23 protein-coding genes and 1 pseudogene are annotated in these 22,958 nt (G+C 71.4%); 13 read left to right on the plus strand and 11 right to left on the minus strand.

Features of this window, described 5'->3' with window-relative positions; genetic code table 11:
• Window position 1: 1 nt before the first annotated feature.
• Together ACFV3E_RS39135 and ACFV3E_RS39140 are read left to right on the plus strand one after the other, a co-directional pair.
• Window positions 2-1,090, plus strand: coding sequence for a hypothetical protein (locus ACFV3E_RS39135; protein ID WP_500540149.1), 1,089 nt, complete (start codon window positions 2-4; stop codon window positions 1,088-1,090).
• Window positions 1,091-1,315: 225 nt separating this feature from the next.
• Entirely contained in the window at window positions 1,316-1,960 is a 645-nt protein-coding gene (locus ACFV3E_RS39140; protein ID WP_500540151.1) for a dihydrofolate reductase family protein, read from the plus strand.
• 146 nt (window positions 1,961-2,106) lie between these two features.
• On the opposite strand, the gene ACFV3E_RS39145 is transcribed toward ACFV3E_RS39140, so the two are convergent.
• Both ACFV3E_RS39145 and ACFV3E_RS39150 read right to left on the minus strand, forming a co-directional pair.
• Window positions 2,107-3,093, minus strand: coding sequence for a hypothetical protein (locus ACFV3E_RS39145; protein ID WP_500540153.1), 987 nt, complete (start codon window positions 3,091-3,093; stop codon window positions 2,107-2,109).
• 213 nt (window positions 3,094-3,306) lie between these two features.
• Window positions 3,307-3,729, minus strand: a complete 423-nt coding sequence (locus ACFV3E_RS39150) for a MerR family transcriptional regulator (protein WP_500540155.1) — start codon at window positions 3,727-3,729, stop codon at window positions 3,307-3,309.
• A gap of 174 nt (window positions 3,730-3,903) precedes the next feature.
• On the opposite strand from ACFV3E_RS39150, the gene ACFV3E_RS39155 reads away from it, so the two are divergent.
• Window positions 3,904-4,830, plus strand: coding sequence for an oxidoreductase (locus ACFV3E_RS39155; protein WP_500540157.1), 927 nt, complete (start codon window positions 3,904-3,906; stop codon window positions 4,828-4,830).
• A 103-nt stretch (window positions 4,831-4,933) separates the two neighbouring features.
• Here the strand turns inward: ACFV3E_RS39155 and ACFV3E_RS39160 are convergent, their stop codons facing one another.
• Both ACFV3E_RS39160 and ACFV3E_RS39165 read right to left on the minus strand, forming a co-directional pair.
• The gene (locus ACFV3E_RS39160) at window positions 4,934-5,701 is read right to left on the minus strand and encodes an SDR family NAD(P)-dependent oxidoreductase (RefSeq protein ID WP_500540159.1); all 768 of its coding nucleotides are present in this window, start codon (window positions 5,699-5,701) and stop codon (window positions 4,934-4,936) included.
• Window positions 5,702-5,858: 157 nt separating this feature from the next.
• Entirely contained in the window at window positions 5,859-6,476 is a 618-nt protein-coding gene (locus ACFV3E_RS39165) for an ester cyclase (protein ID WP_500540161.1), read from the minus strand.
• A gap of 304 nt (window positions 6,477-6,780) precedes the next feature.
• Here ACFV3E_RS39165 and ACFV3E_RS39170 point away from each other — a divergent pair, with 304 nt between their 5' ends.
• The gene (locus tag ACFV3E_RS39170; RefSeq protein ID WP_500540163.1) at window positions 6,781-7,476 is read left to right on the plus strand and encodes a TetR/AcrR family transcriptional regulator; all 696 of its coding nucleotides are present in this window, start codon (window positions 6,781-6,783) and stop codon (window positions 7,474-7,476) included.
• Window positions 7,477-7,493: 17 nt separating this feature from the next.
• On the opposite strand, the gene ACFV3E_RS39175 is transcribed toward ACFV3E_RS39170, so the two are convergent.
• The gene (locus ACFV3E_RS39175) at window positions 7,494-7,970 is read right to left on the minus strand and encodes a MarR family winged helix-turn-helix transcriptional regulator (RefSeq protein WP_500540165.1); all 477 of its coding nucleotides are present in this window, start codon (window positions 7,968-7,970) and stop codon (window positions 7,494-7,496) included.
• A 125-nt stretch (window positions 7,971-8,095) separates the two neighbouring features.
• Here ACFV3E_RS39175 and ACFV3E_RS39180 point away from each other — a divergent pair, with 125 nt between their 5' ends.
• Window positions 8,096-8,479 carry a VOC family protein gene (locus ACFV3E_RS39180; RefSeq protein WP_500540167.1) on the plus strand — a complete coding sequence of 128 codons (384 nt, stop codon included), beginning with the start codon at window positions 8,096-8,098 and terminating at the stop codon, window positions 8,477-8,479.
• A 45-nt stretch (window positions 8,480-8,524) separates the two neighbouring features.
• Here the strand turns inward: ACFV3E_RS39180 and ACFV3E_RS39185 are convergent, their stop codons facing one another.
• Window positions 8,525-9,376 carry an RNA polymerase sigma factor SigF gene (locus ACFV3E_RS39185; protein ID WP_500540169.1) on the minus strand — a complete coding sequence of 284 codons (852 nt, stop codon included), beginning with the start codon at window positions 9,374-9,376 and terminating at the stop codon, window positions 8,525-8,527.
• A gap of 180 nt (window positions 9,377-9,556) precedes the next feature.
• Here ACFV3E_RS39185 and ACFV3E_RS39190 point away from each other — a divergent pair, with 180 nt between their 5' ends.
• Both ACFV3E_RS39190 and ACFV3E_RS39195 read left to right on the plus strand, forming a co-directional pair.
• The gene (locus ACFV3E_RS39190) at window positions 9,557-9,730 is read left to right on the plus strand and encodes a CsbD family protein (protein ID WP_499509936.1); all 174 of its coding nucleotides are present in this window, start codon (window positions 9,557-9,559) and stop codon (window positions 9,728-9,730) included.
• 232 nt (window positions 9,731-9,962) lie between these two features.
• Window positions 9,963-11,270: a UDP-glucose dehydrogenase family protein gene (locus ACFV3E_RS39195; RefSeq protein WP_500540171.1), complete on the plus strand. Its 1,308-nt coding sequence runs from the start codon at window positions 9,963-9,965 to the stop codon at window positions 11,268-11,270.
• Between the two features lie 75 nt (window positions 11,271-11,345).
• Here the strand turns inward: ACFV3E_RS39195 and ACFV3E_RS39200 are convergent, their stop codons facing one another.
• Window positions 11,346-11,858 carry a DUF6884 domain-containing protein gene (locus tag ACFV3E_RS39200; RefSeq protein ID WP_500540173.1) on the minus strand — a complete coding sequence of 171 codons (513 nt, stop codon included), beginning with the start codon at window positions 11,856-11,858 and terminating at the stop codon, window positions 11,346-11,348.
• A gap of 199 nt (window positions 11,859-12,057) precedes the next feature.
• Between ACFV3E_RS39200 and ACFV3E_RS39205 the strand changes: the two genes are divergently transcribed.
• From ACFV3E_RS39205 to ACFV3E_RS39215, 3 genes are all read left to right on the plus strand, one after another.
• On the plus strand, window positions 12,058-12,672 hold the full coding sequence (locus ACFV3E_RS39205; RefSeq protein WP_500540175.1) for a TetR/AcrR family transcriptional regulator: 615 nt from the start codon (window positions 12,058-12,060) through the stop codon (window positions 12,670-12,672).
• Between the two features lie 258 nt (window positions 12,673-12,930).
• Window positions 12,931-13,947 (plus strand): GlxA family transcriptional regulator, encoded by a 1,017-nt coding sequence (locus tag ACFV3E_RS39210; RefSeq protein WP_500540177.1) that lies wholly within the window; start codon window positions 12,931-12,933, stop codon window positions 13,945-13,947.
• A gap of 168 nt (window positions 13,948-14,115) precedes the next feature.
• On the plus strand, window positions 14,116-14,646 hold the full coding sequence (locus tag ACFV3E_RS39215; protein WP_500540179.1) for an ATP-binding protein: 531 nt from the start codon (window positions 14,116-14,118) through the stop codon (window positions 14,644-14,646).
• Between the two features lie 460 nt (window positions 14,647-15,106).
• Here the strand turns inward: ACFV3E_RS39215 and ACFV3E_RS39220 are convergent, their stop codons facing one another.
• Both ACFV3E_RS39220 and ACFV3E_RS39225 read right to left on the minus strand, forming a co-directional pair.
• Window positions 15,107-15,412 (minus strand): hypothetical protein, encoded by a 306-nt coding sequence (locus tag ACFV3E_RS39220; protein WP_500540181.1) that lies wholly within the window; start codon window positions 15,410-15,412, stop codon window positions 15,107-15,109.
• A complete protein-coding gene (locus tag ACFV3E_RS39225) occupies window positions 15,409-15,558 on the minus strand; it encodes a hypothetical protein (protein WP_500540183.1) in 150 nt (49 codons plus the stop codon). The genes ACFV3E_RS39220 and ACFV3E_RS39225 overlap by 4 nt, the downstream gene beginning before the upstream one ends.
• 266 nt (window positions 15,559-15,824) lie before the next feature.
• Here ACFV3E_RS39225 and ACFV3E_RS39230 point away from each other — a divergent pair, with 266 nt between their 5' ends.
• Window positions 15,825-16,067, plus strand: a complete 243-nt coding sequence (locus tag ACFV3E_RS39230) for a GntR family transcriptional regulator (RefSeq protein WP_500540185.1) — start codon at window positions 15,825-15,827, stop codon at window positions 16,065-16,067.
• Window positions 16,068-16,711: 644 nt separating this feature from the next.
• Here the strand turns inward: ACFV3E_RS39230 and ACFV3E_RS39235 are convergent.
• Entirely contained in the window at window positions 16,712-16,984 is a 273-nt protein-coding gene (locus ACFV3E_RS39235; RefSeq protein ID WP_500540187.1) for a hypothetical protein, read from the minus strand.
• Between the two features lie 108 nt (window positions 16,985-17,092).
• Window positions 17,093-19,831 (minus strand): annotated as a pseudogene (locus ACFV3E_RS39240) (multifunctional oxoglutarate decarboxylase/oxoglutarate dehydrogenase thiamine pyrophosphate-binding subunit/dihydrolipoyllysine-residue succinyltransferase subunit); the annotation flags it as partial.
• A gap of 554 nt (window positions 19,832-20,385) precedes the next feature.
• Here ACFV3E_RS39240 and ACFV3E_RS39245 point away from each other — a divergent pair.
• Window positions 20,386-21,444: a TDT family transporter gene (locus ACFV3E_RS39245; protein WP_500540189.1), complete on the plus strand. Its 1,059-nt coding sequence runs from the start codon at window positions 20,386-20,388 to the stop codon at window positions 21,442-21,444.
• A gap of 215 nt (window positions 21,445-21,659) precedes the next feature.
• Complete coding sequence (locus ACFV3E_RS39250) at window positions 21,660-22,850, plus strand: MalY/PatB family protein (protein WP_500540191.1); 1,191 nt, start codon at window positions 21,660-21,662, stop codon at window positions 22,848-22,850.
• Window positions 22,851-22,958 lie beyond the last annotated feature (108 nt).

Here is a 22,958-nt window from a genome sequence, read left to right on the forward strand (position 1 = left end):
AGTGGAGTTCACGGTCGAGCAGACGGTGGGAAGACGCGGCAGGCGATGGACGGGCTGGGGGCTCGTCGCCCTGACGGGCGCGCTCGTGTGGCTGATCGGCACCCAGGGCGGCAACGTCTCCGGCCCGGCGTCCGTGGGCATCCCGGCCGCGCCGGCGGTCTGGTACGGGTGGAGGGAACTGCACAGGGCGCGGCGGCCGTTCCGGCTGCGGATCGACGGAGTCGGGATCACGCTGCACGACGCCGAACTGTCCTGGGAACAGATCGACGCGGTCGCCCTGTGGCACGATTCGGCGGCGGACAGCGACACCACGCCCCCCGAGCCGCGGCTGCTGCTCTGGACGGCGCCGGGTGTGACGCTGCCGCGCAAGCAGGACCGCACCAGGGACGTCCGGAACCGCTACACCCTGGTGGACTGCGCCGACCTCGACCAGAGCGTCCCGCAGCTCACCGCCGCGCTCGCCGAGCACGGCGGCGCCCGCTTCGAGACCGCGCCGCGCGCCGTGCGACCGCCGATCCCGGTGACCGTCGCCGGACCCGAACGGACCGTCCCCGGCGGGGAGCGGGCCTTCACGGCCGACGAGGGCGCCGGCCGGCGGACGGTCGTCCGGGCCGGGCTGGCACTGCTGTGCAGCGCGGTGTTCGTGTCGCTCGACGTGTACTTCCTCCACCACCCCGAGCAGGCCGACTACGAAGCCGGAACCGGCATCCCCGTCACGCTGTCGGCGCTCGCGGCGCTCGTCCTCTGGATCCAGACGCGCTTCTCCTACGTCCGCTGGCGCAAGCCGCTGCGGCTGCGGATCGGGGCCGACGGCATCGGCATGCGCGAAGTGTCCGGCGAGGAGAGGTACTTCCGGTGGTCGCAGATAGCCACCGTCACGGTCGGGCGGCGGCCGTACGGCCCCGACCCCCGCCCCTGCCTCACGGTGTGGCCGTTGCCGGGCACGCACGCGGGCGACCACCCCAGCCACCTGTCCGACGGCCACCGGGCCTACGTCCTGGACCGGCTGGACCGCCTGCCCGGGGGCGCGGAGGCGGTCGTCCCGGTGCTGCGCGCGTACGCGGGGGAGCGGTACGCCGAGACGGCGTGACCGCGGCCGGAAGAGGCGATGTCAAGGCGACCGGCCACGCACTCGACCGGCAGCAGGTCATGAATCCCGACCGGGGGCCTCGTCGTGCCCGTGCCGACGACCGGCCGGACTCCGCCCGGCTGCCGCCCGCAGGCGCACGAAGCCGGATGCCGTCGCAGCGATGAGTTCCCAGGCGCCCAGCGGTCTACCTCCCGACCGAGACGACCAAGGCATCGGAAGTCAGACATGGGCCTCATCCACATCGAAATGTTCGCGACCCTCGACCTCGTCGGACAGGCGCCCGGTGGCCCCGACGAGGACCCGGAGGGGTTCCCGTTCGGCGGCTGGCAGGCGCCCCTGCTGGACGAGGTGTCCGGGGCGCAGGTCGGTGCCGCGTACGAGGGCACGGACGCCCTGCTGCTCGGCCGGCGGACGTACGACATCTTCGCCGCCTACTGGCCGCACCAGAAGGACGGCGAGGACGGCGAGATCGCCACGCTCTTCAACAGCGTCCCGAAGTACGTGGCCTCCCGGGGCAGGCCCGACCTCTCGTGGGCCGGGTCCACGCAACTCGGTCCGGAGCTGGCCGGCGCGGTGCGCGAGATCCGTGACCGGCACGAGCACGTGAAGGTCGTCGGGAGCCTGAACCTGGTGCAGACCCTCCTGCGCGAGAAGCTCTTCGACCGTCTCGACCTGTGGGTGCACCCGATCGTGCTCGGCGTCGGGAAGAAGGTGTTCGACGGCGGCGCGGTGCCCACGAACGTCACCCTCCTCCAGCCGCCGGCGGCCGGCCCGACCGGCACCGTGTACCTGCGCTACGGGCTCGCCGACGGCACGCCCGGCACGGGGGACATGAGCGCGCCCGATCGCGGCGTCGGGCGCGACGACTGACGTCGCCGGTGCATCCGCCGGGTCGGCATTCCGTCACGGCGTCGGCGGTTCGAGCTGCCGACGCCGTGACGAAGTGTTCGCGGGCAAGCGGTGCGGATGTCCGGCCAGCTCCTTCGCCGCCGGGCAGGACGGCGCCTCGTGGGGCATCAGTGGTCGTCCCAGTCCTCCACGAAGAACCGGGCCTCGCTGACCACGGTGTCCCCGGCTCTGGCGGCCCGCACGTACATATGGGCCCCGTCCGGTCCCAGGTCGCCGCCGCAGCCGATGAGCAGGTCGATCCGTTGTTTCTCGATGTACCGGGTCAGGTCCGTGTCGACCGCGGACAGCGTCCTGCCGATCAACTCCATTCCGGCGAAGGTGACCTGGGGGCCGGTGCGTCCGTGCACGGTCACGGCCGCCAAGGTGGGGTACCCCTCTTGGTGCCAGTAGTGTGCGGTCACCCCGGCGTCGTGAAACCGGTCCTCACCCAGGTACCAATGCCCGGCCTTCTTGTGGACCGGCCACGGATAGTGGCCCTGCCGCCCGGCCGGTACCTCGCCGCCCAAGGCGGCCACGACCTGCTGCGGGAGCATCCCGAACCGGAGCGGACCGACGCTCTCCAGCGGAGTGAAGTCCCAGTGCGGTCTGTCCTGGTCGGCCCTCACCGGCCATGCACCCGGGTTCGTCTCCCGTTCGCGGACGTCCCACCACTGGATGACCGGATCGGCCCCGTACGGGTCCGCGGCCGGCTCCGGGCCGACGAGCAGAGCGTCGGTGATCACCGCGTCCCTCCGCACCGCGTACCCCTGCGGATCCTGCCCCCACTCCGGCGCGGTGCCCATGGACACGCCCCACGCGGCGACCTCGGGATCACCGCTCCAGTTCACCCGGACCTCCACCCCCTCGCCACGGGCGAGATCGTGGATGCCCGCGCGCACCTCGGACGGGGCTCGGGCGATCAGTTCCACGTCCCGCAGCCGCACCCGCGGACCGTCGTGCGCCTGGATCGCGACGGCGACCAGCCGCGTCCCCGGCCCGTAGATCGCGTTCACCCCCAGGTCCCCGTACCGCTGCCAGGACAGGATGCCTCCCCTGCTCCGCGACACGTGGACGTCCGCCCCGTCCAACGCGGCCGCGACCTGGTCGGGACTCATCCCGAACCCCAGCGGACCCACCCCCACCAGCGGATCAAGCTCCCACTGAGCCCGCTCTTCCGGCTTCTTGTTCCGCCAGAACATCCCAGCCCCCACGAGGATCCGAACAGCCCGGCGCTCTGCCGGTGATCATGTCCGGCACCCTAGGCGCGACCACTGACACGGAGGCCCTGGAGACATCGTCGGCGGCGGTTCGCGGCATGTCGCCGCCGGTCACTCCGCGAGTGCGCCCGCAACCTCCTCAGGGGCCGCGGGCGTCGCGGCACCCGCACCGGCGTCCTCCCAGGCGCGCAGGTACGCCTTGATCGCGTGCCGGTTGCGCTGCAGCACCTCGATGCGTCGCTCGATGCTGCCGAGCTGACGTCGCAGTCCGTCCAGGTCCTTCGCCGCCGGGCAGGACCGGACGTCCGTCTCCTCCTTCGCGGCGTCGAGGCAGGGCAGGACCTCGCGGATCATCTCCGTCGTCAGGCCGGCTTCGAGGAGTTCGCGGATCTGCAGGACGCGGTCGATGGCGGGCTCGCCGTAGCTGCGGTATCCATTGGCGCTCCGGAAGGGGTGGAGGATGCCGACCTCCTCGTAGTAGCGCAGCAGCCGCGGCGCGACACCCGTCTTCGCGGCCAGGTCCCCGATCTTCACATCGCCCTCCTTGGCTGGGCATCCGTACGGACGGTGCACCCCACCGTCGCACCGCGGGCGACCGCCGTCGCCACTTGACCTTCACACTAATGGAAAGGTTTAGCTTCTTGCACGGCCCCGGACCTGCCGGCGCGGGGTGACCGGGACCGTGTCAAGAAGAATGCGAGATCAAAGATGCCGACAGGCTCCAGCAAGGGATGGACCGCTGACCGCATCGCCCCACAGGAAGGCCGCACCTTCGTCGTGACGGGCGCGACCAGCGGTCTCGGTCTGGTGACGGCGCGCGAACTCGCCGCGCACGGCGGCCGGGTACTGCTCGCCGTCCGTGACACCGCACGGGGAGAAGCGGTGGCGTCCTCGCTGCGCAGGGCGTATCCCGGGGCCGAGGTCGCGGTGCGCCGGGTCGATCTGCTGGACGTGGACTCGATCCGCCGGGCGGCGGAGGAGATCGGCGAGGAGGAGTCCGTCGACGTACTGGTCAACAACGCGGGCATCTCCATGGTCGAGCACTCCGTGACCGCGCAGGGCGCAGAGCGCCACCTCGCCGCGAACCACCTCGGCCACTTCGCCCTCACGGCGCTGCTGGAGCCGGTGCTGCGCCGGTCGCCGGCGCCGCGGGTGGTCACCGTGACGTCGTACATGCACGAGAAGGGGGAACTCGACCTGGACGACGTCGCGTGGTCGCGGAAGTACACGCCCCTCGCCGCCTACTCGGCATCGAAGCTGGCCAACGCGGTCTTCGGCGTGGAGCTCGCCCGGCGCGAGCGGTCGTCGGCGCCGTCGATCACCAGCGTTCTCGCGCACCCCGGCTACAGCAACACGCCGATGCAGAGCAAGGGCACCGGGCCCATGGGGATCGCGATGCGCGTGTCCGGCAGGCTCTTCGCGCAGAGTCCGGAGATGGGAGCTCTGCCCCAGCTCTACGCGGCGACCGAGCCCGATCTCGCCGCCGGCTCCTACATCGGACCTGACGGCAAGGGCGGACGATCCGGGCATCCCGTCACCGTGCAGCTGTCGGCGGCGGCGCAGGACCCGGAACTCGGACGCCGTCTGTGGGAGCGCTCGCAGCAGCTGACCGGCGTCCGCTGGCACACCGCCTGAGTCCGTACGGGCCATCCGCTGACCGCCCGCTGCGGGCCGCGGACCGGGCATGTGCGTGTCCCGCCCCACCCCGGAGCTTCAGGGTGGGGCCGGGTGTGCTCCGTCACCAGGCGCTGGCGCCGCCGTCGACGGCGTAGTTCGCCCCGGTGATGTAGGAGGCTCGGTCGGAGGCGAGGAAGGCGGCGAGTTCGACGACCTCCTCGGGTCGGGCGAAGCGCTTGAGGAGGGTCTTGCCGGTGATCGCGTCGCGGGCGGCCCGGTTGTCGCCGAGGTCGCGGTCGCTGGCGGGGGTCAGGACCGGGCCGGGGCTGATGGCCACCGCGCGGATCCCGTGCGGGGCGCCTTCGAGCGCGAGTTGCCGGGTCATGCCGATGACGCCGGCGTTGGCCGCGGTGTGCCCGACCATCGGGGGGTTCTCCCCGGCGATCATGCCGGCCATGGAGGCGACGTTGATGATGACGCCGCCCCCGCGGCGCACCAGGTGGGGCCAGGCGAATTCCGAGACGAAGAAGGGGATGTCGAGTTCGCCGGTGATGGTGGCGTGCCAGTCCTCGACGGAGAAGTCGGGCAGCGGGCCGAAACGCAACGAGGCGGCGTTGTTGTAGACGACGTCGAGCCCGCCGTAGGCGGCCGTGGCACCTTCGACGAGGTGCCGCACCTGCTCCGGGTCGGTGAGGTCGACCGGAGCGATGCCGGTCATCTCGCCGCCAGCGCGGCGGACGAGTTCGGTTGTCTCCTCGTTGGCGCCCGGGTTGATGTCGGCTCCGACGACCTTGGCGCCTTCTCTGGCGAACACCTGGGCCGCGACGCGGCCCATGCCTCCGCCGGTGCCGGTGATCAGCACGATCTTGCCGTCAAGAAGAGGTGTCATGGGAGTGCTCCTGGTCGGTGCGGTGTGCGGTGTGCGGGTGGGTGTGTGCGATGCCGTGGCCCCGGGCGCTCGCTGGGGGCGGTGCGCCCGGGGGTCCGTCCCCCGGCGTTGTGCCGGGGGTGCGTGCCGCGGCCTGGTGAGGCCGGCCGTGCGAGCGCTACTTGGTGGTGGGGTGAGCGGTGCCGGGAGGCGTCCCACCGCGGAGTTCGTCCAGGAACACCCCGAAGTTGCCTTCCGACCAGTGCTCGACGGACTGGCCGTGGATGACGCGGTCGATGGAGATGCCGCTGAGCTGGACGTCGCGGCCGGAGGCGGGGATGCCGAAGACCGTGCCGGTGTGGCGACCCGCGAAGCTCCAGCGGGTGACGACCTTGTCGCCCTCCACGATCTGGTCCAGGACGGTCATCTTGAAGCCGGTGAGCCCGGCCTTGATGTTGAGGTCGCCCTTGATCCAGTCGTCCCGGTTCTCAGGGCCGTTGAAGCCGTGGAGCACCAGGTCCTTGGAGATGTAGCGGTCGAATCCGGCGGCCAGGTCGCCGTTGTAGCCGGCGTAGTACGCCGAGGCGACCTGCAGCGGTGAGAGGTAGTGGTGGTGGGCCGCGTGGCCTGCCGAGGCGGCGTTCGGTGCCGGGCTCTGGGCCGCGGCCGGGACGGCCACGGCGGTCAGGGCGGCGGCGACGGCGAGGCCGGTCATGGCGCCCAGCACCTTCTTGCGTCCCAGGGACGTGGGAGTGGCGGGGGTAGATGCGGCCTCACGGGTCTTGTCGAAGAACACGGGGCACTCCTCAGCTGATCATCGGTGCCCGAGAGCACCGAAGTGATTGACGCGTCAAGCATCCTCCCGAGCTTGACAAGCGTCAAGCAATTTCCGGTGGGGCCGTCCCGGGGTCACCCGGCCGGTGACCGGCATGGAAGACTTGGATCACCGGCGATCGCCTCGCCATCCCGCCAGGGGATTCGGGACGTGCGCGCCGCCCACCAGGCGCGATGCGCCAGTACCGGGGGCATGACCGGCGCGGTGGCCGAGAGGGGGTGCGATCGACGTCAGGCCGGCCGACGCCGAACGGAGCGATGCCAGAGTGACCGACGGAACACCGGATCAGACGCCGGCAGCGACGGCGCGCGGAAAGTACGCCCCCGTCCGGCTGCGCGAGAGCGAGATCCTCCGGCGGGGCCTGGACACCTTCGCCGAGCTCGGCTACGCGGCCACCACCATGCGGGAGTTGGCCCGGCGGCTCGGCGTGAGCCACAACTTCGTCCACGAACGGTACGGGTCGAAGGGCGACTTCTGGCGCGCGGTGGTGGACTTCGCGCTGCGGGACGCCCAGCCCGCGCTCGACCGGCTCCTGGCCGAGTGCCACGACGACGGCGAACGCCTACGGGCCGTCATCGTCCACCTGTACCGCCTCGCCGCGAACGACTCCGCCATGAACCGGTTGCTCACCGACGAGTCGACCCGGGACTCCGGTCGCCTGGACTATCTCCACCAGCGGTTCATCAAGCCGTTCTGGGACAGCATCGAGCCGACGGTCGACGGACTCATGACAGCGGGCCGCATGCCGCGCGTCCCGCCGCACATCCTGTACTTCGCCGTCACGGGCCCCGCGCTGGCCCTGGCGCAAGACCCGATCGCCGACCGGCTCAACCCCGACGACCTCCCGACGGCGGAGCACGACAGGAACACCATGGCCGACGCGCTCTCCGCCCTTGTCCTGCACGGCCTGCTCCCGCCCTCGGACCATGCGCCCGTCACCGCCCCGCCCGGGCGGACCTGACGACCGGAGCGGTCACGTCAGGAGGCGATCCTTGCCAGGGCCGCGGCGAGCGCCTTGAGGTCCAGGCCGTCGAGGTGGTCGAGGAAGCGACGCCGTACGGAGGCCAGATTGGTCGGCCACGCCTCCCGCAGCCGGGCGAGGCCCGCGTCGGTGAGGACCGCGTTCCAGCCACGGGCGTCCTGGGTGTCCTTGACGCGCTGGACGAGCCCTTCGCTCTGCAGCCGGTACACGGCCCGCGTCATCCCGCTGAGCGACCGCTCGCAGGCGACGGCGAGATCGCTCATCCGCATCTGCCGCTCCGGTGCCTCGGACAGGTGCATCAGGGCCATGTACTCGGTCAGCGGAAGCCGCTGCTCGCGGACCAGATCGGCATCCATGGCGCGGGGCAGGGCGTAGATGACGCGGTGCAGCGACCGGACGACCGCCTCTTCATCCGGGCTGAGGGACGCGATTCCCTCGGGGGCTGCTTCCTGCTGCGGCATGACGTCAGACATGCCTCAAGATTACTTGCTCCGCAAAGTAAGCGAACGCTTTTTCGCGGTGACGCGGCTCGCATCCACGGCGGCCACCGAGCGGAAGACGATCGCGCGGTGCGCCTTGGCTGCCTACACTCCCGGGCATGGCATGCCGCATCAGTGAGCTGGTCATCCACGCCACCGACGCCGAAAAACTCGCCGCGTTCTGGAGCGAGGTCCTCGGTTACGTCGAACTCGGCCGGGAGGACGACGGAAGCATCGAGATCGGGCCGCCCGACGTGGGCTTCGGCGGCCCGCAGCCCACCCTCATCCTCAGCCCCAGCAGCGAACCGAGGGCCGGGAGGCTCCCGCTGCACATCGACGTCAACCCGGTCGACCGCGACCAGGACGCCGAGCTGGAGCGCTTGCTCGCGCTGGGCGCACGGCCCGCCGACGTCGGCCAGACCGGCACCGAGAACTGGCACGTCCTGGCCGACCCGGAAGGCAACGAATTCTGCCTCCTGCGCCGCCGGCTCCAGCCTCTCTGACACCACGGGGTCCGGGGCGGCAGGTGAAAGCCGGGTGCCGTCGACTCAACGAGTCGCAGCCTGGGCGCGCAGGCGGGTGAGGATCCGCGACAGGAGCCGGGAGACCTGCATCTGCGAGACGCCCAGGTGGGCGCCGATCTCGGCCTGGGTCATGTCGTGCCCGAAGCGGAGGGAGAGGATCAGCCGTTCCCGCTCGGACAGCTGCCGGATGAGGGGCTTGACCGCCTCGATGTCGTCGACCTTGCCGTAAGCGCCGTCGACGTAGCCGAGGCGCTCCGCCCAGGCGGTACTGCCGTCGTCGTCCTCGGTCGCCGGCGCGTCGAGGGAGGCGGCCGAGTAGGCGTTGGCAGCCGTGAGGGCCTCCAGCACCTGCTCCTCGGTGATCCGCAGGCGGGTCGCCAGTTCGGCCGTCGTCGGGGCCCGGTCCAGCTCGGCTTCCAGGGCGTCGGTGGCCCTGGCCAGGTCGATGCGGAGTTCCTGCAGGCGCCGGGGCACGTGGACCGACCAGCTGGTGTCGCGGAAGAACCGCTTCATCTCGCCCACGATGGTCGGCACCGCGAAGGTCACGAACTCCACGCCGTAGGCGGGATCGAACCGGTCGACCGCCTTGATCAGGCCGATCGTGCCCACTTGCACGATGTCCTCCATCTGATCCGCGCGCTGGGAGAACCGGCGGGCCGCGAAGTGCACCAGAGAGGTGTTCATCTCGATGAGCGTGTTGCGTACGTACTGGTACTCGGCTGTGCCCTCCTCCAAGGCGTGCAGCCGGGCGAACATCACCTTGGAGACCTGCCGGATCTCGGGCGGCGTCATACTGCCCGGCACCTCGGGAAGCGCGTCCACAGCGCCGTGCTCCTGCGTCGCCGCGACACTGCCACCGGCCACTGCGATCTGCATCTCGGCAACCCTCCTCATCGGTACGCTCCAGCCTGCACCCTCGGCGCATCACCCGCCTACCCCCGCTCAAGCCCGGCAGTCCACGGGTTCCCGCGCACGACGTGAGTGGTGTTTGCGACGTCGCCCAGCGGTCAGGCGAAGCCACAGAACATGACCTCGAGACCTGGGAAGGTGAGCAGCATGGCCGCCAATGAGAAGGCCAAGGCGAAGACCGAGCAGGCCGTCGGCAAGGCCAAGGAGGCCGCTGGAGAGGCCGTGGGCAACGAGCGGCTGACCGCCGAGGGCCGCATGGAGCAGGCCAAGGGCGACGCGCGCCAGGCCAAGGAGAAGATCAAGGACATCGGCCGGCACTGACGACCGGCACCGAGCTCATGTCCGTGGGGCGGCCCGAGCGGGTCGCCCCACGCTCGTACCCGGTCTCACGGCCCGTCAGGCAGGCGTCCGCGAGGGGCTATGCTGCCCGGCACCAGCCGGAGAGCCGGACGGGATCCAGGGCGCCGGCCCAGGCCCCCGGCCACGGTCCCAGCGGGAGCGAGTGCCCCACCCGGGCGCGGGGCTCGCCTCGAGAAAGAACGGAACGCCGCGCATGCCTCAGCTGTCCCAACGTCGTATCGGCATCTTCGGCGCCGGCTACATCGGCCTGGTGACCGGGGCCTGCTTCGCCGAACTGGGTCACGACGTCGTGGTCCGTGACATCCAGCCGGAGAGGATCCGTCTCCTTGAGGCGGGTGACGTGCCGATCTACGAGCCCGGCCTGGGAGACCTGATCGCCCGCAACAAGGAACGGCTGACGTTCACCCTGGACGCGGAGGAAGCCGTCAGGGATGCCGAGGTCGCCTACGTCTGCGTGGACACCCCGCCCACGGCGTCGGGGGACGCGGACCTGTCCCGGGTGTGGTCGGTGATCGACGCGCTGAAGACCGCGTCGCACCTGGCGGCGGTCGTGGTCAAGAGCACGGTGCCGGTGGGCACCGCGGTGCGGGTGCGTGCGGCGCTGGACGCGGCCGGCCTGACGCACGTCGGCTACGCCTCGAACCCGGAGTTCACCGCCGAGGGCAAGGCGGTCGGAGACTTCCTGCACCCGGACCGGATCGTCATCGGCGTGGACGACCCGGCCACGGCCGACCTGGTCAGGAGCCTGCACGACGGCATCGACGGCCCCGTGGAGGTGATGGACACCGCTTCCGCCGAGATGGTCAAGCTCGCCGCGAACGCCCTGCTCGCCACGAAGATCACGTTCACGAACGAGATCGCGACGATGTGCGAGGCGACCGGAGCCGACATCGAGCACGTGACCCGCGCGATCGGCCTGGACCACCGGCTGGGCCCGTACTTCATGCAGGCGGGCCTCGGCTACGGCGGCAGTTGCTTCCCCAAGGACTCCCGGGCGCTGAGGGCGATGGCCAGCAACGCCGGCTACGCCTTCCAGCTGCTGACCGCCGTCATCGAGGTCAACGACCTGCAGCCGCGGCGGGCGATCCAGCGGCTGAAGGCGGAGCTGGACGGCCTGGGCGGCACAACGGTCGCCCTGCTCGGCATGGCCTTCAAGGCCGGCACCGACGACATGCGCGAGGCCCCCAGCACGGTCATCGCGTCCCGGCTGCTGGCCGAGGGCGCCACGGTCCGGACCTGGGACCCCCTCGCGCAGCCCGGCGACGTCGAACCGTGGTCGTCGACGACCCGCCACGCCTCCCTACTGGAGGCGATGACCGGGGCCGACGCGGCGCTGATCGTCACCGAGTGGCCCCAACTGACCGAAGTGCCCTGGGAGCAGGCCAGGGACGTCATGCGCCGGCCGCTGGTGTTCGACGGCAGGAACGTGCTGGACCCGGCCGGCATGGCAGGGCTGGGCTTCACGTACATGAGCGTGGGCCGCCGCACGGTCTCCGGCTGACGGCTGACGGCTGACGGCCCACGGGGGCCGGAGCGCCGGGACCCCGGGCCGGCCGCGCCGGCGTGGCCGGCCCGATCAGCTGTTGAGGCGGCGCAGTGCCACGGTCCGCCGCGCATCGCGTGTCTTCGCCGTGGCGGGGGGTCGGGTGGCTTCTGCGCGTGCCATCGCCGCGAGGCGCGCGAATTGCTCACCCATACCCCTGGTTCCGCTCAGCGGGGTGAGGCCGTGCGGCCACACGGCCTTGGCGAGCGCGACGTGACGGGCGCCGCCGAGGATGACGACGGGGTCGACGGCGGCGATACGGAGGTCTTCCGCCTGGGCGCGGAGCACTGCGTCGGTCACCGCGTCGGCGTGCCCGTGCGGGGTGTCGTACGGGTCGATCTCGTCGTCGAGGTCCAGCAGGCCGTACCGGGCGGAGAGGATCACGAGCCGGTCCGGTTGCAGAGCCTCGGCGGCCTTCCGGCACGCGCGGTGGTAGCTGCCGATGTACAGGTCGGCCGCCCTGGCCCGGTGGTCCAACTTGCGGGAGCCGCAAGGGATGACGACCAGCTCCGGTCGGAAGCCGTCGGTGTACTGCGTGGGGGTCATGCAGGTTCCTTCCGGGTCCGTCTGCGCTCGGACGCGACGGACGCAGCCCTCGCGTGGTCCGTCCTCGTCCCGTGCCATGAGGTGCAACACGGCGGGGGGAGAGGGCAGTAGCGGAAGGACATGCCATCGGGCCCTCACATCCGGACGTCCCGCGGTGGGGACGGGGATTTCATAGGCGACCGGTCGTATAGTTCTCCGTATGGGAAGCACCAGTGGTGCCAGGGAGAAGATTCTGAGCGCCGCTCACGCGCTGTTCGACCAACGTGGCTACTCGGCGCTGGGGCTGGCGGAGATCTGCAGGGCGGCAGAAGTGCCCAGGGGCAGTTTCCACTACTTCTTCGCCACCAAGGAGGCCCTCGCGCTCAGCGTCATCGACGAGCACTGGAACGCGCAACGACGCGCCTGGCTCCGCCTCCTCGATCCCGACGCGGAACCCCTGTCGCGGTTGCGGAGGCTCTTCGAGGCCACCAGCGTCCAGCAGCGTGAGGGACAGCGGGACTGCGGCACCATCGCGGGCTGCATGTTCGCCAACTTCGCGGTGGAGGCGGGCGAGCTGACCGAAGCCGTCCGCGATCGCCTGCGCAAGATCTTCGAAACGCAGGTCGGCATGGTGGAGTCGGTCGTCGTCGAGGCCCTGCGGCGGGGCGAGGTGACCGTCTCGGACACTCACGCGGCCGCCCGCTCCGTGGTGGCACAGCTCGAGGGCCGGGTCCTGTTCGCCAAGCTCTACAACAACACGGCGCAGCTCGGCCCGCTGTGGGTCAACTGCCTTGCGCTGCTGGGTGCCCGCAGCCCTCAGGCGCCCGCCGCATGAGACGGCGGGGCGGCGCCGGGCTCCACCCGTCGAGGGTCGTGGTACCGGTGCGCGGTCTGGGAGGTTGTGCCTCCCAGGAGGGAGCAAGCAGGTCGTGGCACCGGTGCGGGTCGCGGGCGCACGATGGCAGGTGGAAAACGGGGGAGCGGCGGTTCCGCCGTCGTCGTCCTGGGGCCCTTGGGGCGTAGGTGACTCAGGGGACTCAGGTGGGAACCGCGGCGTCCGCGGTCCGCGCGGCGCATGACCGGGAGGTGTCCCATGTTTCACAAGCAGCCTGGAGCGGGTCCGCCCACGGTGTTGGTGTTCGTCTTCCCGGGGGTGCGGCTGCTCGACGTGACGGGCCCCATCGAAGTCTTCGCCTCGGCGAACGAATGGGGCGGACCGTACCGCGTCAAGGTCGTGTCCGAGGACGGCGCGGAGGTGGTCACCGCCGCCGGGACGCGTTTGAGCGCCGACCTGTCCGTCGCCGACGTGCACGAGCCGTGCGACGTCCTGGTGGTCCCGGGCGGCCCGGAATGGGAAACCGTGATCAAGGACGACGCCCTGCTGGACGCCGTACGGGGACTGAGCGAGAAGGCCCGCTGCACGGCATCGGTGTGCACGGGAGCCTTCCTGCTGGCCGCGGCAGGGCTGCTGGACGGCCGGCGGGCGGCGACGCACTGGAGGCAGACCCGGGAACTGGGCCTGCGCTACCCGTCCGTGAAGGTCGAGCCGGACGCCATCTTCGTCCGCGACGGGAAGATGATGACCTCGGCCGGCGTCAGTGCCGGCATCGACCTGTCCTTGGCTCTCGTCGAGGAGCACTACGGGGCGGAGGTCGCCCGGGCGGTCGCCAAGGACATGGTCGTCTTCATGCAGCGACCGGGTGGCCAGTCCCAGTTCAGCGCCCGCTCCCGGCTGCCGCACCCGCGTCAGGAGATGCTCCGCGAGGTCCTGGACTCGGTCGCGGAGAACCCCGGCGGCAACCACTCCCTGACGGCCATGGCCCGCAGGGCCGGCGTCAGCGTCCGCCACATCACGCGGCTGTTCTACGACGAGGTGGGCACCAGTCCGGGGCGGTACGTGGAGCAGGTCAGGCTGGAGGCCGCCCAGGCGATGCTGGAGACCGGTGACGACCCCATGGCCGTCGTGGCGCGGCGCACGGGATTCGGCTCGCCCGAGTCCCTCCGCCGGGCGTTCGTACGACACCTGGGCGTGACGCCGGCGGCATTCCGGGCCAGTTTCCGGACGACCGGCCTGGGCGCGGGGGACCTGAGCCCGACGGCGGGCGCGTAGCACACGGGCGATGTGGGCCATGGCCGACCGCGAGTGAGGCCACGGGCAACGGGCTTCCGGGAGTTGAACGCTTGGGAAACAGCGGCCCTCGGCCGTTGTGAAGCCTCCTACTCGGGTAGGAGTCGCAGGCGGACGTCGGCGGCCCGGAGCGAGCAGAAGGCGATCACCATGACTTCCATCGGTCCGACTCCCGAACCCGATCGGCGCGGGCGGCGTGCGCCGGACTGCCTCGAAGCAGAGGTGCCGCGGGCACGGAGCGCGGTGGAGGACACCGAGGCGGCGCATCCGGAGCCGACGCCCCTGAACGACGATGAACACGCCTGCACGCTGCCCCACTTCCCCAGCGCCCTGTCCGTCATGCGGCGACGGGTGCGGAGGATCCTGGCCGAGTGGGAGATGGCCCCGCCGGTCGCCGAGGACGTGCTGCTGGTGATATCGGAGCTGGCCACCAACGCCATCGTGCACACCGACGGCCCCGCGGGCCTGCGCCTGTCGTGGACCGAGGTCGAAGGGCGCAGCGCCCTGCGCGTCGAAGTCACCGACTCGGGTCCGTCGGCAGAGCTCCGCGCGGCGGCGGGCGCCGTCGATCCGGACGAGCACGGCCGGGGCCTCGGCATCGTGAGGGCCTTGTCGGCCCGGAATGGCGTCCGTTGCGACCATGCCGGATTCACCCACTGGGCCGACCTGCTCGCCGCCTAGCGACCTGCGACCTCCGCTGTGTACCCGGTCGAGCTGCCGCGGCTTGTCGTGTGCCCTGGCCGAGCACCGAAGGGCCGCAGTCTGACGGGCGGCGCCCACGAGCTCATCCACTCGGCTCACGAGAGGCGCAGATCGTGGTCTGCACCAGGACCGCGGGTGCCTAGGAGAATACGACCACGACCTTCCGCTCAGTCCTGGAGGTCGTCATCCCCCGCTGATGCGTCGATGGAGCAGGGCCCGGCGGCGACCTGCGCGTACGTAGGCCGCCACGGGCACCTCTGAATTCGGTCCCGGTCGCTATGTGCGGCGCAGCCCCGGCACGCATCGGCGGCACTCGCAGGGTGGCCATACGGAAGACTGGAGGGGCTGCAGGTTGTCGCTACGGTGAAATCGCACGGGGCGCTCCCACGTCCGCCCGCCGTCGCGCGATACGCGCAGGGTTATCAGTGGAGCTTCGCGCCTATTCATCGGCGTCTCTGGTCTTCAGACGCATGCCGCGCGACTCGGCGACCCGCAGCGTGTTCGACAGCACGTCGCAGAGCCGTGCCACGACGAAGCGTGATTGCTCCGGGGCCAGCGGCTCACCAACGCCGAACATCTGACGTGCGAGCTCAAGCAGGTCTGACGCTGCGGTGAGTTGTTCGCGTTCCATGCGGTCGGCGAGTCGCGCGATCATGCCCTCGGGATTGTCGTCGGGGGTGTACGCGGGCTTCCCATCGGGACCGTCCCACGGCAGCAGGCGCAGCCCAGCCACGGCGTCGGTCATGCCGCGCGCTCCGGCACGTAGTCCTGCCCCATGGCTGCCAGCGCGAGAGACCTTCGCCGTTCCCGCTGGACCTGTCGCTCGCGTGCTTGCTCGAACGCCTCGAGATACCGGGGCACGATCGGGAGTGTCTCGGCGTCGAGCACCATTGCAGTACGAGGGGCCCGGGGTTTCGGTGGCGGAACGGGGTGGACGGTGGGCTTCGCCTCGGGGTTGGCTCGGCGCTTTCCGTGGGCGGGCAGGAGGACGTTCAAGACTGCGGCCACTAGGCTTCGCATCGTCGTTCGCTCCTCAGTAGCGATCGGCTCAGCCCCGGCAGTCCTTGCACGACTGTCGGGGTGTTTTCGTTTCCGAGCATACGCGTATTCGCGTATACGTGGTCGCCTGTTTTCGCGTATTCGCGCACGCTGAAGCCATGGATCTTGACCGGAGCGTTCCCGTATGGACTCAGGTACGGGACGAACTGCGCCGTCGTATCGACGCCGGCACATACCCCGTGGGGGAGCGTTTCCCTGCTGTGAACGCGCTGGCCGCCGAACTGGACGTGGCGCCGTCCACGGTGCAGAAGGCGGTGGCCGCGCTGCGAACCGAGGGCCGGCTGCGTACTGTGCTGGGGCAGGGGTCGTTCGTTGCTGACAGCTCTCGGCCGGGCCGTTAAGTGGCGCAGCGACTCACAGGTACCCAGTCCAACTGAAGCGCTGGTCTGCTCGTCACCGCGGGCTGCGGACCGGCAGGATCCGCACTGCACGGGCCGGCGCGACTCACCGGTAAAGAGGTTTGGCCCGCAGTGAACGCGGTCGTAGAGGTCGGTGAGTTCGCATTCCAGCCGGTCACTTCATGTCGCGCCTCAAGTTGGTGCACTGTTCCGGCCTGGCCGGCTCATGGACGTGTTGCCGGACAGGCGGGCGGTGAGCGGCGGGGCGGCTGGAGCCTGGCGCAAGGCCCGGCAGGTCCGCCTGGTGAGTGACCACGGTTGCCTTCAGCGCGTACAGAGGTCGCTACAGCCTTCCCTACAGTCCTCCCTACACCCTGCCCTACGGTGACCTCCCGCCACATACGCAGGGTTTTCGCAGGTCAGCCGCCGCATTGGCTCTGGGTGGGCACCTCAACAACCCCTTTACTCCTGCTGTTCTTTGTCCTGTATGTCAGTGGGGCGTGGTGGAGTGGTCGTGCAGGGCTCGTGGGTGGGGCCCCCGGGTGCCCGCCCCGGCCCTGTGTTTCCGGCGGCCGCCGGGGCGGTGCGGACGGTGGGTGCGCCAACGGGGTGGTGCGGTGCCGCCTCCGCGCCGCGGCTCCGCCCGGTCAGCCGACCGGGGAGGCGCAGGCGAGGAACGGTCCCGCCGCCTTGCTCCACGACTCGCCCCGGGCGAGAGCGGCAGCGCCCTCCGTACGCAGTGAATCGACCACGGGCGTGAGGAAGTCCGCCCACCAATGCTGCACGGCCTCGGGATTCAGGCCGATCGTGGCGACCGCCGCGCGCACCCTGTCCTGGAGGACCGCGGCGCCCTCGTCCAGGTCGGTTCCCGACCACTCGTCCACGTGCTGGGCCATCAGAGCCCAGGAGATCCGGATCATGCGCCGGATCGTACGGCCATCGGCCGACACGCGGTCGCTGCGGCCCTCCTACGGCGGACACCCCCGGGAGGACGGTCCCAGGGGTGTCGTGCGCCGTCGCGGGAGTGGTCAGCGGAAGGCCGACTCCACGAGCTCCTTCTGCTCGGCGGCATGCCGCCGGGCGGAGCCCACCGCGGGGGCCGAGGCGGACGGCCGGCTGACGCATCCGAGGGGGCGGCCCGCCAGCCGCTCCACGTGCGGCCTGACGAAGGACCATGCCCCTTGGTTCTCCGGCTCCTCCTGCACCCACCGCACCTCGGCGTCACGGGGCAAGCGGGCGAGCTCCGCGCCGAGTTCCTCGTCCGGGAAGGGGTAGGGACGCTCCAGCCGGATGATCGCCGTGTCCCGCAGGCCGGCGTTCCGCCGGTACGCGTCCAGGTCGTAGAAGACCTTCCCCGAGCACAGCAGCACGCGCCGGGCCTGTGCGCTGTCGACGTCCCGGTCCGGCACGACCGGTCGGAAGGAGCCCGTGGTGAAGTCCGCCAGCCCGGAGGTGGCCTCCTTCAGCCGCAGCATCGACTTGGGGGTGAACACCACCAGGGGCCTCCTGCGCTCGCCGAGCGCCTGCTGCCTGAGCAGGTGGAAGTAGTTCGCGGGCAGCGTCGGGACCGCGACGGTCATGTTCCCCTGCGCGCACAGCTGGAGGAACCGCTCGATCCTGCCGGAGGAGTGGTCGGGACCCTGGCCCTCCAGTCCGTGGGGCAGCAGTAGCGTCACCCCGGAGCGTTCGCCCCACTTCTGTTCCGACGACGCGATGTACTCGTCGACGACGCTCTGCGCGCCGTTGGCGAAGTCGCCGAACTGGGCTTCCCACAGCACCAGCGCGTCCGGCCGCTCCAGCGAGTAGCCGTATTCGAAGGCCAGGGCAGCCATCTCGGACAGCATCGAGTCGTAGGGGGAGAAGTCCGCGCTGCCCGCGCCGAGGCCGTTCAGCGGGGTGTGCTCCGCGCCGGTGCGCCGGTCGGTGAGCACCGCGTGACGCTGGCCGAACGTGCCGCGGCGGGAGTCCTGTCCGGACAGCCGCACCGGCACCCCCTCCATCAGCAGGGAGCCGATCGCCAGCGTCTCGGCGGTGGCCCAGTCGATCGTGCCGGCGTCCAGCATCGTGGCGCGCCGGTGGAGCTGCGGCAGGACGCGCGGGTGCACGGTGAAGTCCGCGGGCTGCCCGGTCTGGGAGGCGATGACGTGCCGGGCGGCCGCCTCCGTGATCGCGGTCGGCACCGGCAGCGCGGTGTCGTCCCGGTGGTCCGCGGGGGTGGCGGGCTTCGGGGAGCGGGCCGCGGTCAGGGCCCGCGTCTCGGCGAAGGCCTGCTCCAGGCGCTCCCGGTAGTCCCGCAGGGCGCCTTCGGCCTGCCGTTCGTCGATGGCCCCCCGGTCGATCAGGGACCGGGCGTACAGCTTGCGCACCGAAGGCGTGGCGTCGATCCGGTCGTACATGGCCGGCTGGGTGATCGACGGGTCGTCGACCTCGCTGTGCCCGTGGCGCCGGTAGCAGATCAGGTCGATGACGACGTCCTTGTGGAACGCCTGGCGGTAGTCGAAGGCCAGGCGTGCGATCCGCACGACGGCCTCGGGGTCGTCCGCGTTGACGTGGAAGATCGGCGCCTCGACCGTCCGCGCGACGGCGGTGGCGTAGGTGCTGGAACGGCCGCTGGCGGGCGAGGTCGTGAAACCGAGCTGGTTGTTGATGACGATGTGCACCGTCCCGCCGGTGCGGTAGCCGGGCAGCTGCGACATGTTCAGCGTCTCGGAGACCACGCCCTGCCCGGCGAACGCGGCGTCGCCGTGGACGACGACCGGCAGGACGGGGAACGCCGCGCCGTCGCCGTCGGCCAGGTCCTGCTTGGCGCGCACGACCCCCTCGGCCACCGGCCCGACGATCTCCAGGTGGGAGGGGTTCGCCACGACGGAGACGGCGATCGCGCCGCCGTCCAGGGCGTGGTAGGTCCCTTCCGCCCCGAGGTGGTACTTCACGTCGCCGGTCCCCTGGACCGACAGGATGTCCACCGCGTCCTCGAACTCGTGGAAGATGTTCCCGTACGACTTGCCGATGATGTTGGCCAGCACGTTGAGCCGGCCCCGGTGGGCCATCCCGATGACCGCTTCCCGCATCCCGTGCCCGATGCCGCGGAGCAGCAGGGCATCGAGCAGCACGATCGCCGACTCGCCCCCTTCGAGCGAGTACCGCTTCTGGCCGACGTACTTGGTCTGCAGGAAGGTCTCGAAGGCTTCCGCGGCGCCCAGCCGGTACAGGACCTGCAACTGGTCGGCACGGTCCGGTCGCGGCGAAGGTGCCTCGATCCGCTCCTGCACCCAGCGGCGCTCCTCGAACGCCTGGATGTGCATGTACTCGGCGCCCACCGTCCCGCAGTAGGACCGGCGCAGGACGTCCAGCACGCCACGCAACGTCATGGTGTCGCGCCCGGCGAAGCCGTCGACGACGAACTCCGCCTCCAGGTCCCCGTCGCGCAGCCCGAAGGCCGCGATGTCGAGCTCCGGGTGCGTGTTCACCCGACCGGCCGCGAGGGGGTTGGTGTCGGCCACCAGGTGTCCGCGTACGCGGTACGCGTGGATGAGCGCGGCGACGCGCACGGCCTTGGCGGCCGCTTCTCGCGCGTCCTCATGCGGGGACGGCGTGCCGGCCCGCTCCTGCCGGCCGGCGGTGGCGGCGGGGGAGACGAAGAAGTCCCTCCACTGCTCGTCGACCGATCCGGGATCGTGCAGGTAGCGCTCGTACAGTTCGTCCACGAGCCATTCGTTGAGGCCGAATTCCGGTCCTTGGAGTGCCGGTTCTTTGGCGCTGGATGTCGACGCCACTGGGTGGATCGCCTTCTTTCCTCATTCGGGACAGCCGATGGCGGGCGCCGTCGCAAGGGCCCCGTCATCCGCGCGTCGCTCCCGGCGGGGGAGCGGCCCCGTTCCGTGCCGGTGGGGTGCGCGCATCGCTGACCGTGTGGCACCACCGACGCTACGACGGTGCCGGGCCGACGCCGAGGGCCGAAGGTGCCGGGGAGGCGTCACATCAGGACGTCCCCCCGCGTCGTGCGGCGCCGGTGCGTACGGCGCCCGCCGGGTTCCGCGGGCCGGACGTCCTGATGTGAGGGTGTCCTGGCACGCCTAGTGATGCGGAGGGAGCCCAACGTCACCGTAACGTCGTAGGGCCAACGAGCCGACGGCTGCGGCCGCGGCCCGTGAGCTGTTGGGCCTGGGGGCCGGTGTGCCGATTGCCGACGGTGATTCCCGATGTGAGGAAAGAAGCGTTCTCCGCCGTGACATCCGACCCCAGCGATACCCGGTCCCTCCCGCCCCGAAGCGACTCGGGGCCCCGGCACGCCACCCATGCACGTCCCCGGCTGCCGGCCTTGACCGGGACGCGACGTCCGCACCTGGGCCCCAGCTGGTTCGCGGCGGTCATGGGCACCGGCATCGTCGCCAACGCGGCGGTCACGTTGCCGCGGAGCTCCGCCTGGCTGCGCGACGCGGCCACGGTGGTCTGGTCGGGCGCCGCGCTGCTGCTGGTCGTCCTCGCGGCGGGCTACCTCAGGCAGCGGACGCTGCGGGTGCACGCCGGCGATCCGATGCTGGCGCCGTTCCTCGGGGCCCCGCCGATGGCACTGCTCACGGTGGGTGCCGGCGCGCAGCTGCTCGGCCGGCAGGTGCTCGGAGCGCGTACGGCCCTGAACGTGGACTGGGTGCTGTGGTCACTGGGCACCGTACTCGGCCTGGCGGCGGCCTGCGCGGTGCCGTACGTGATGGTCACCCGGCACCGCTTCGCTCCGGACGCGGCGTTCGGCGGCTGGCTGATGCCGGTGGTGCCGCCGCTGGTCTCCGCTGCGACGGGCGCCCTGCTGGTCCCGCACACACCGGCCGGGCAGCCGCGGCTGGCCCTGCTGCTCGGCTGCTACGCGATGCTCGGGCTCGGCCTGGTGGCGGTCCTGCTGGTCCTGGCGATGGTCTTCAGCCGGCTGGTCCACCACGACGCACCCACGGGAGCGGTGGTGCCCACGGTGTGGATCGGCCTGGGCGCCGTCGACCAGGCGGTCACGGCGATGGGCTCGCTGGCCACGGCGGCGCCGAGCGCGCTGCCCGCGCCGTACGCCCGGGCCGCGGCGGCGTTCGCGCTGCTGGGCGGAATCGGGCTGTGGGGCTTCGCGATGCTGTGGCTGGTGCTCGCCGCGGCGCTGACCGTACGGCAGCTGCGAGCGGGACTCCCCTTCGCGCCCAGCTGGTGGTCCTTCATCTTCCCGCTGGGCGCCTGCGTCACCGGCACGGGTGCCCTCGCCACCCGCACCGGATCACAGCCCTTCGTCTGGGCCGCCGTCGTGCTCTACGTCCTGCTCGTGGCGGCCTGGGCGGTGGTGACCTGGCGCTCTCTGCACCACGCCGCCGGCCACGTCGTCCGGAGGGAAGCCCGGACGTGACCGGGTGAGCGCTCGCCCGCGCCGGGTGCGGCGCGGCGACCGCAGCATCCTTGACTCGTCAAACACCCTGCTAGGGTGGGCGCGGCAATCGGTCACGCGCCGTGTTCGCCGCGCGGGAGCGGGCGGAGTCCGGAAGGCGCGCTCGCGGTCTCCGGCGATGGTCCGTCCCGGCGGATCCGCGCGTGACCGCGTCGCACGTCCACCGGAGGAAGGTCATGGCACCCGCAGGATTCGAGACACTCGACGACACGGCACGGCGGGCGGACAATCCGCTGCGCCGGCTCACGATCGACGAACTGCGGCGTCGCAAGGGCGTCAAGTGGCGTCACCATCCGGCGGACGTCCTGCCGCTGTGGATAGCCGACATGGACGCGACCCCGGCCCCCGCGGTCGTGGACGCGGTGTCCTTGGCCTTCGAACGCGGGGACACCGGCTACCCGCCCTTCGACGCGACGATGGCGGAGGCCTGGGACCAATTCGCCGCGAAGCGCTGGGGATGGCGCATGGCGACGGAGCGGACGATGGTCGTCCCCTCCGCCCTGACGGGCATCGCCGAGACGCTCAAGGTGACGACGGCGCCCGGGGACGTGGTCGTCGTCAACTCCCCGGGATACGGGCTCCACCGGCACATCGCGGAGGGACTGGGCCGCCGCGTCGTGGAGGCCCCGCTGGGGCCCGACCACCGCATCGACCTCGACGCCCTGCGCGCCGCGTTCGGACGGACGGTCGACGGCGGCCGCCCCACGGTCTTCCTGCTGTGCAGCCCCCACAACCCGACGGGGACGGTCCACACGGCGGAGGAACTGGCCGCGGTGGCGCGACTGGCGCGGCAGTTCGGGGTGCGGGTCGTCTCCAACGAGATCCACGCGCCGCTCGTCCCTGCCGGCGCGCGCCATGTGCCGTACCTCTCGGTCCCCGGCGCCGAGGACGCCGTCGCCGTCTACTCCGCCTCCAAGGGATGGCACCTGTCGGGCTTCCGCGCCGGGATGCTCGCCTGGGCGCAGGAGGCGGACGACGCCCTGCGGCGCATCCCCCTGAGCGTCGCCCATGAGCTGAGCGGCATCGGCGTCATCGCCCAGACCGCCGCCCTGCGGCTCGGAGGCGGCTGGCTGGACGCGCTGCTCACCGGCCTCGACGACAACCGCCGCCTCCTCGGCGAACTGCTCGAGCGGCACCTTCCCGGCGTCCGGTACCAGCGGCCCGAGGGGACGTACCTGGCGTGGCTGGACTGCCGTGCCCTCGGTCTCGGCGACGATCCCGCGGCCGCCTTCCTGGAACGCGGCCGGGTCGCCCTCACTTCGGGCCTGGAGTTCGGCACGGGGGGCGCGGGGCACGTACGCCTCAACTTCGCCACGTCGCCGGAGATCCTCACCGAGGCCGTCCGCCGGATGGGCACGCCGGCCTGATCCCGGCCGGCCCCGGGCCGCCGCTCGATTCTCGCCGTCTCCGTGACGACGCACGCCCTCCCGCGGGCCCCACGTCCAGCGGGCCGGCACTGCTCTTCGATGGGAAGC

It is taken from the genome of Streptomyces sp. NPDC059718 (assembly GCF_042733315.1).
Taxonomy (GTDB): domain Bacteria; phylum Actinomycetota; class Actinomycetes; order Streptomycetales; family Streptomycetaceae; genus Actinacidiphila.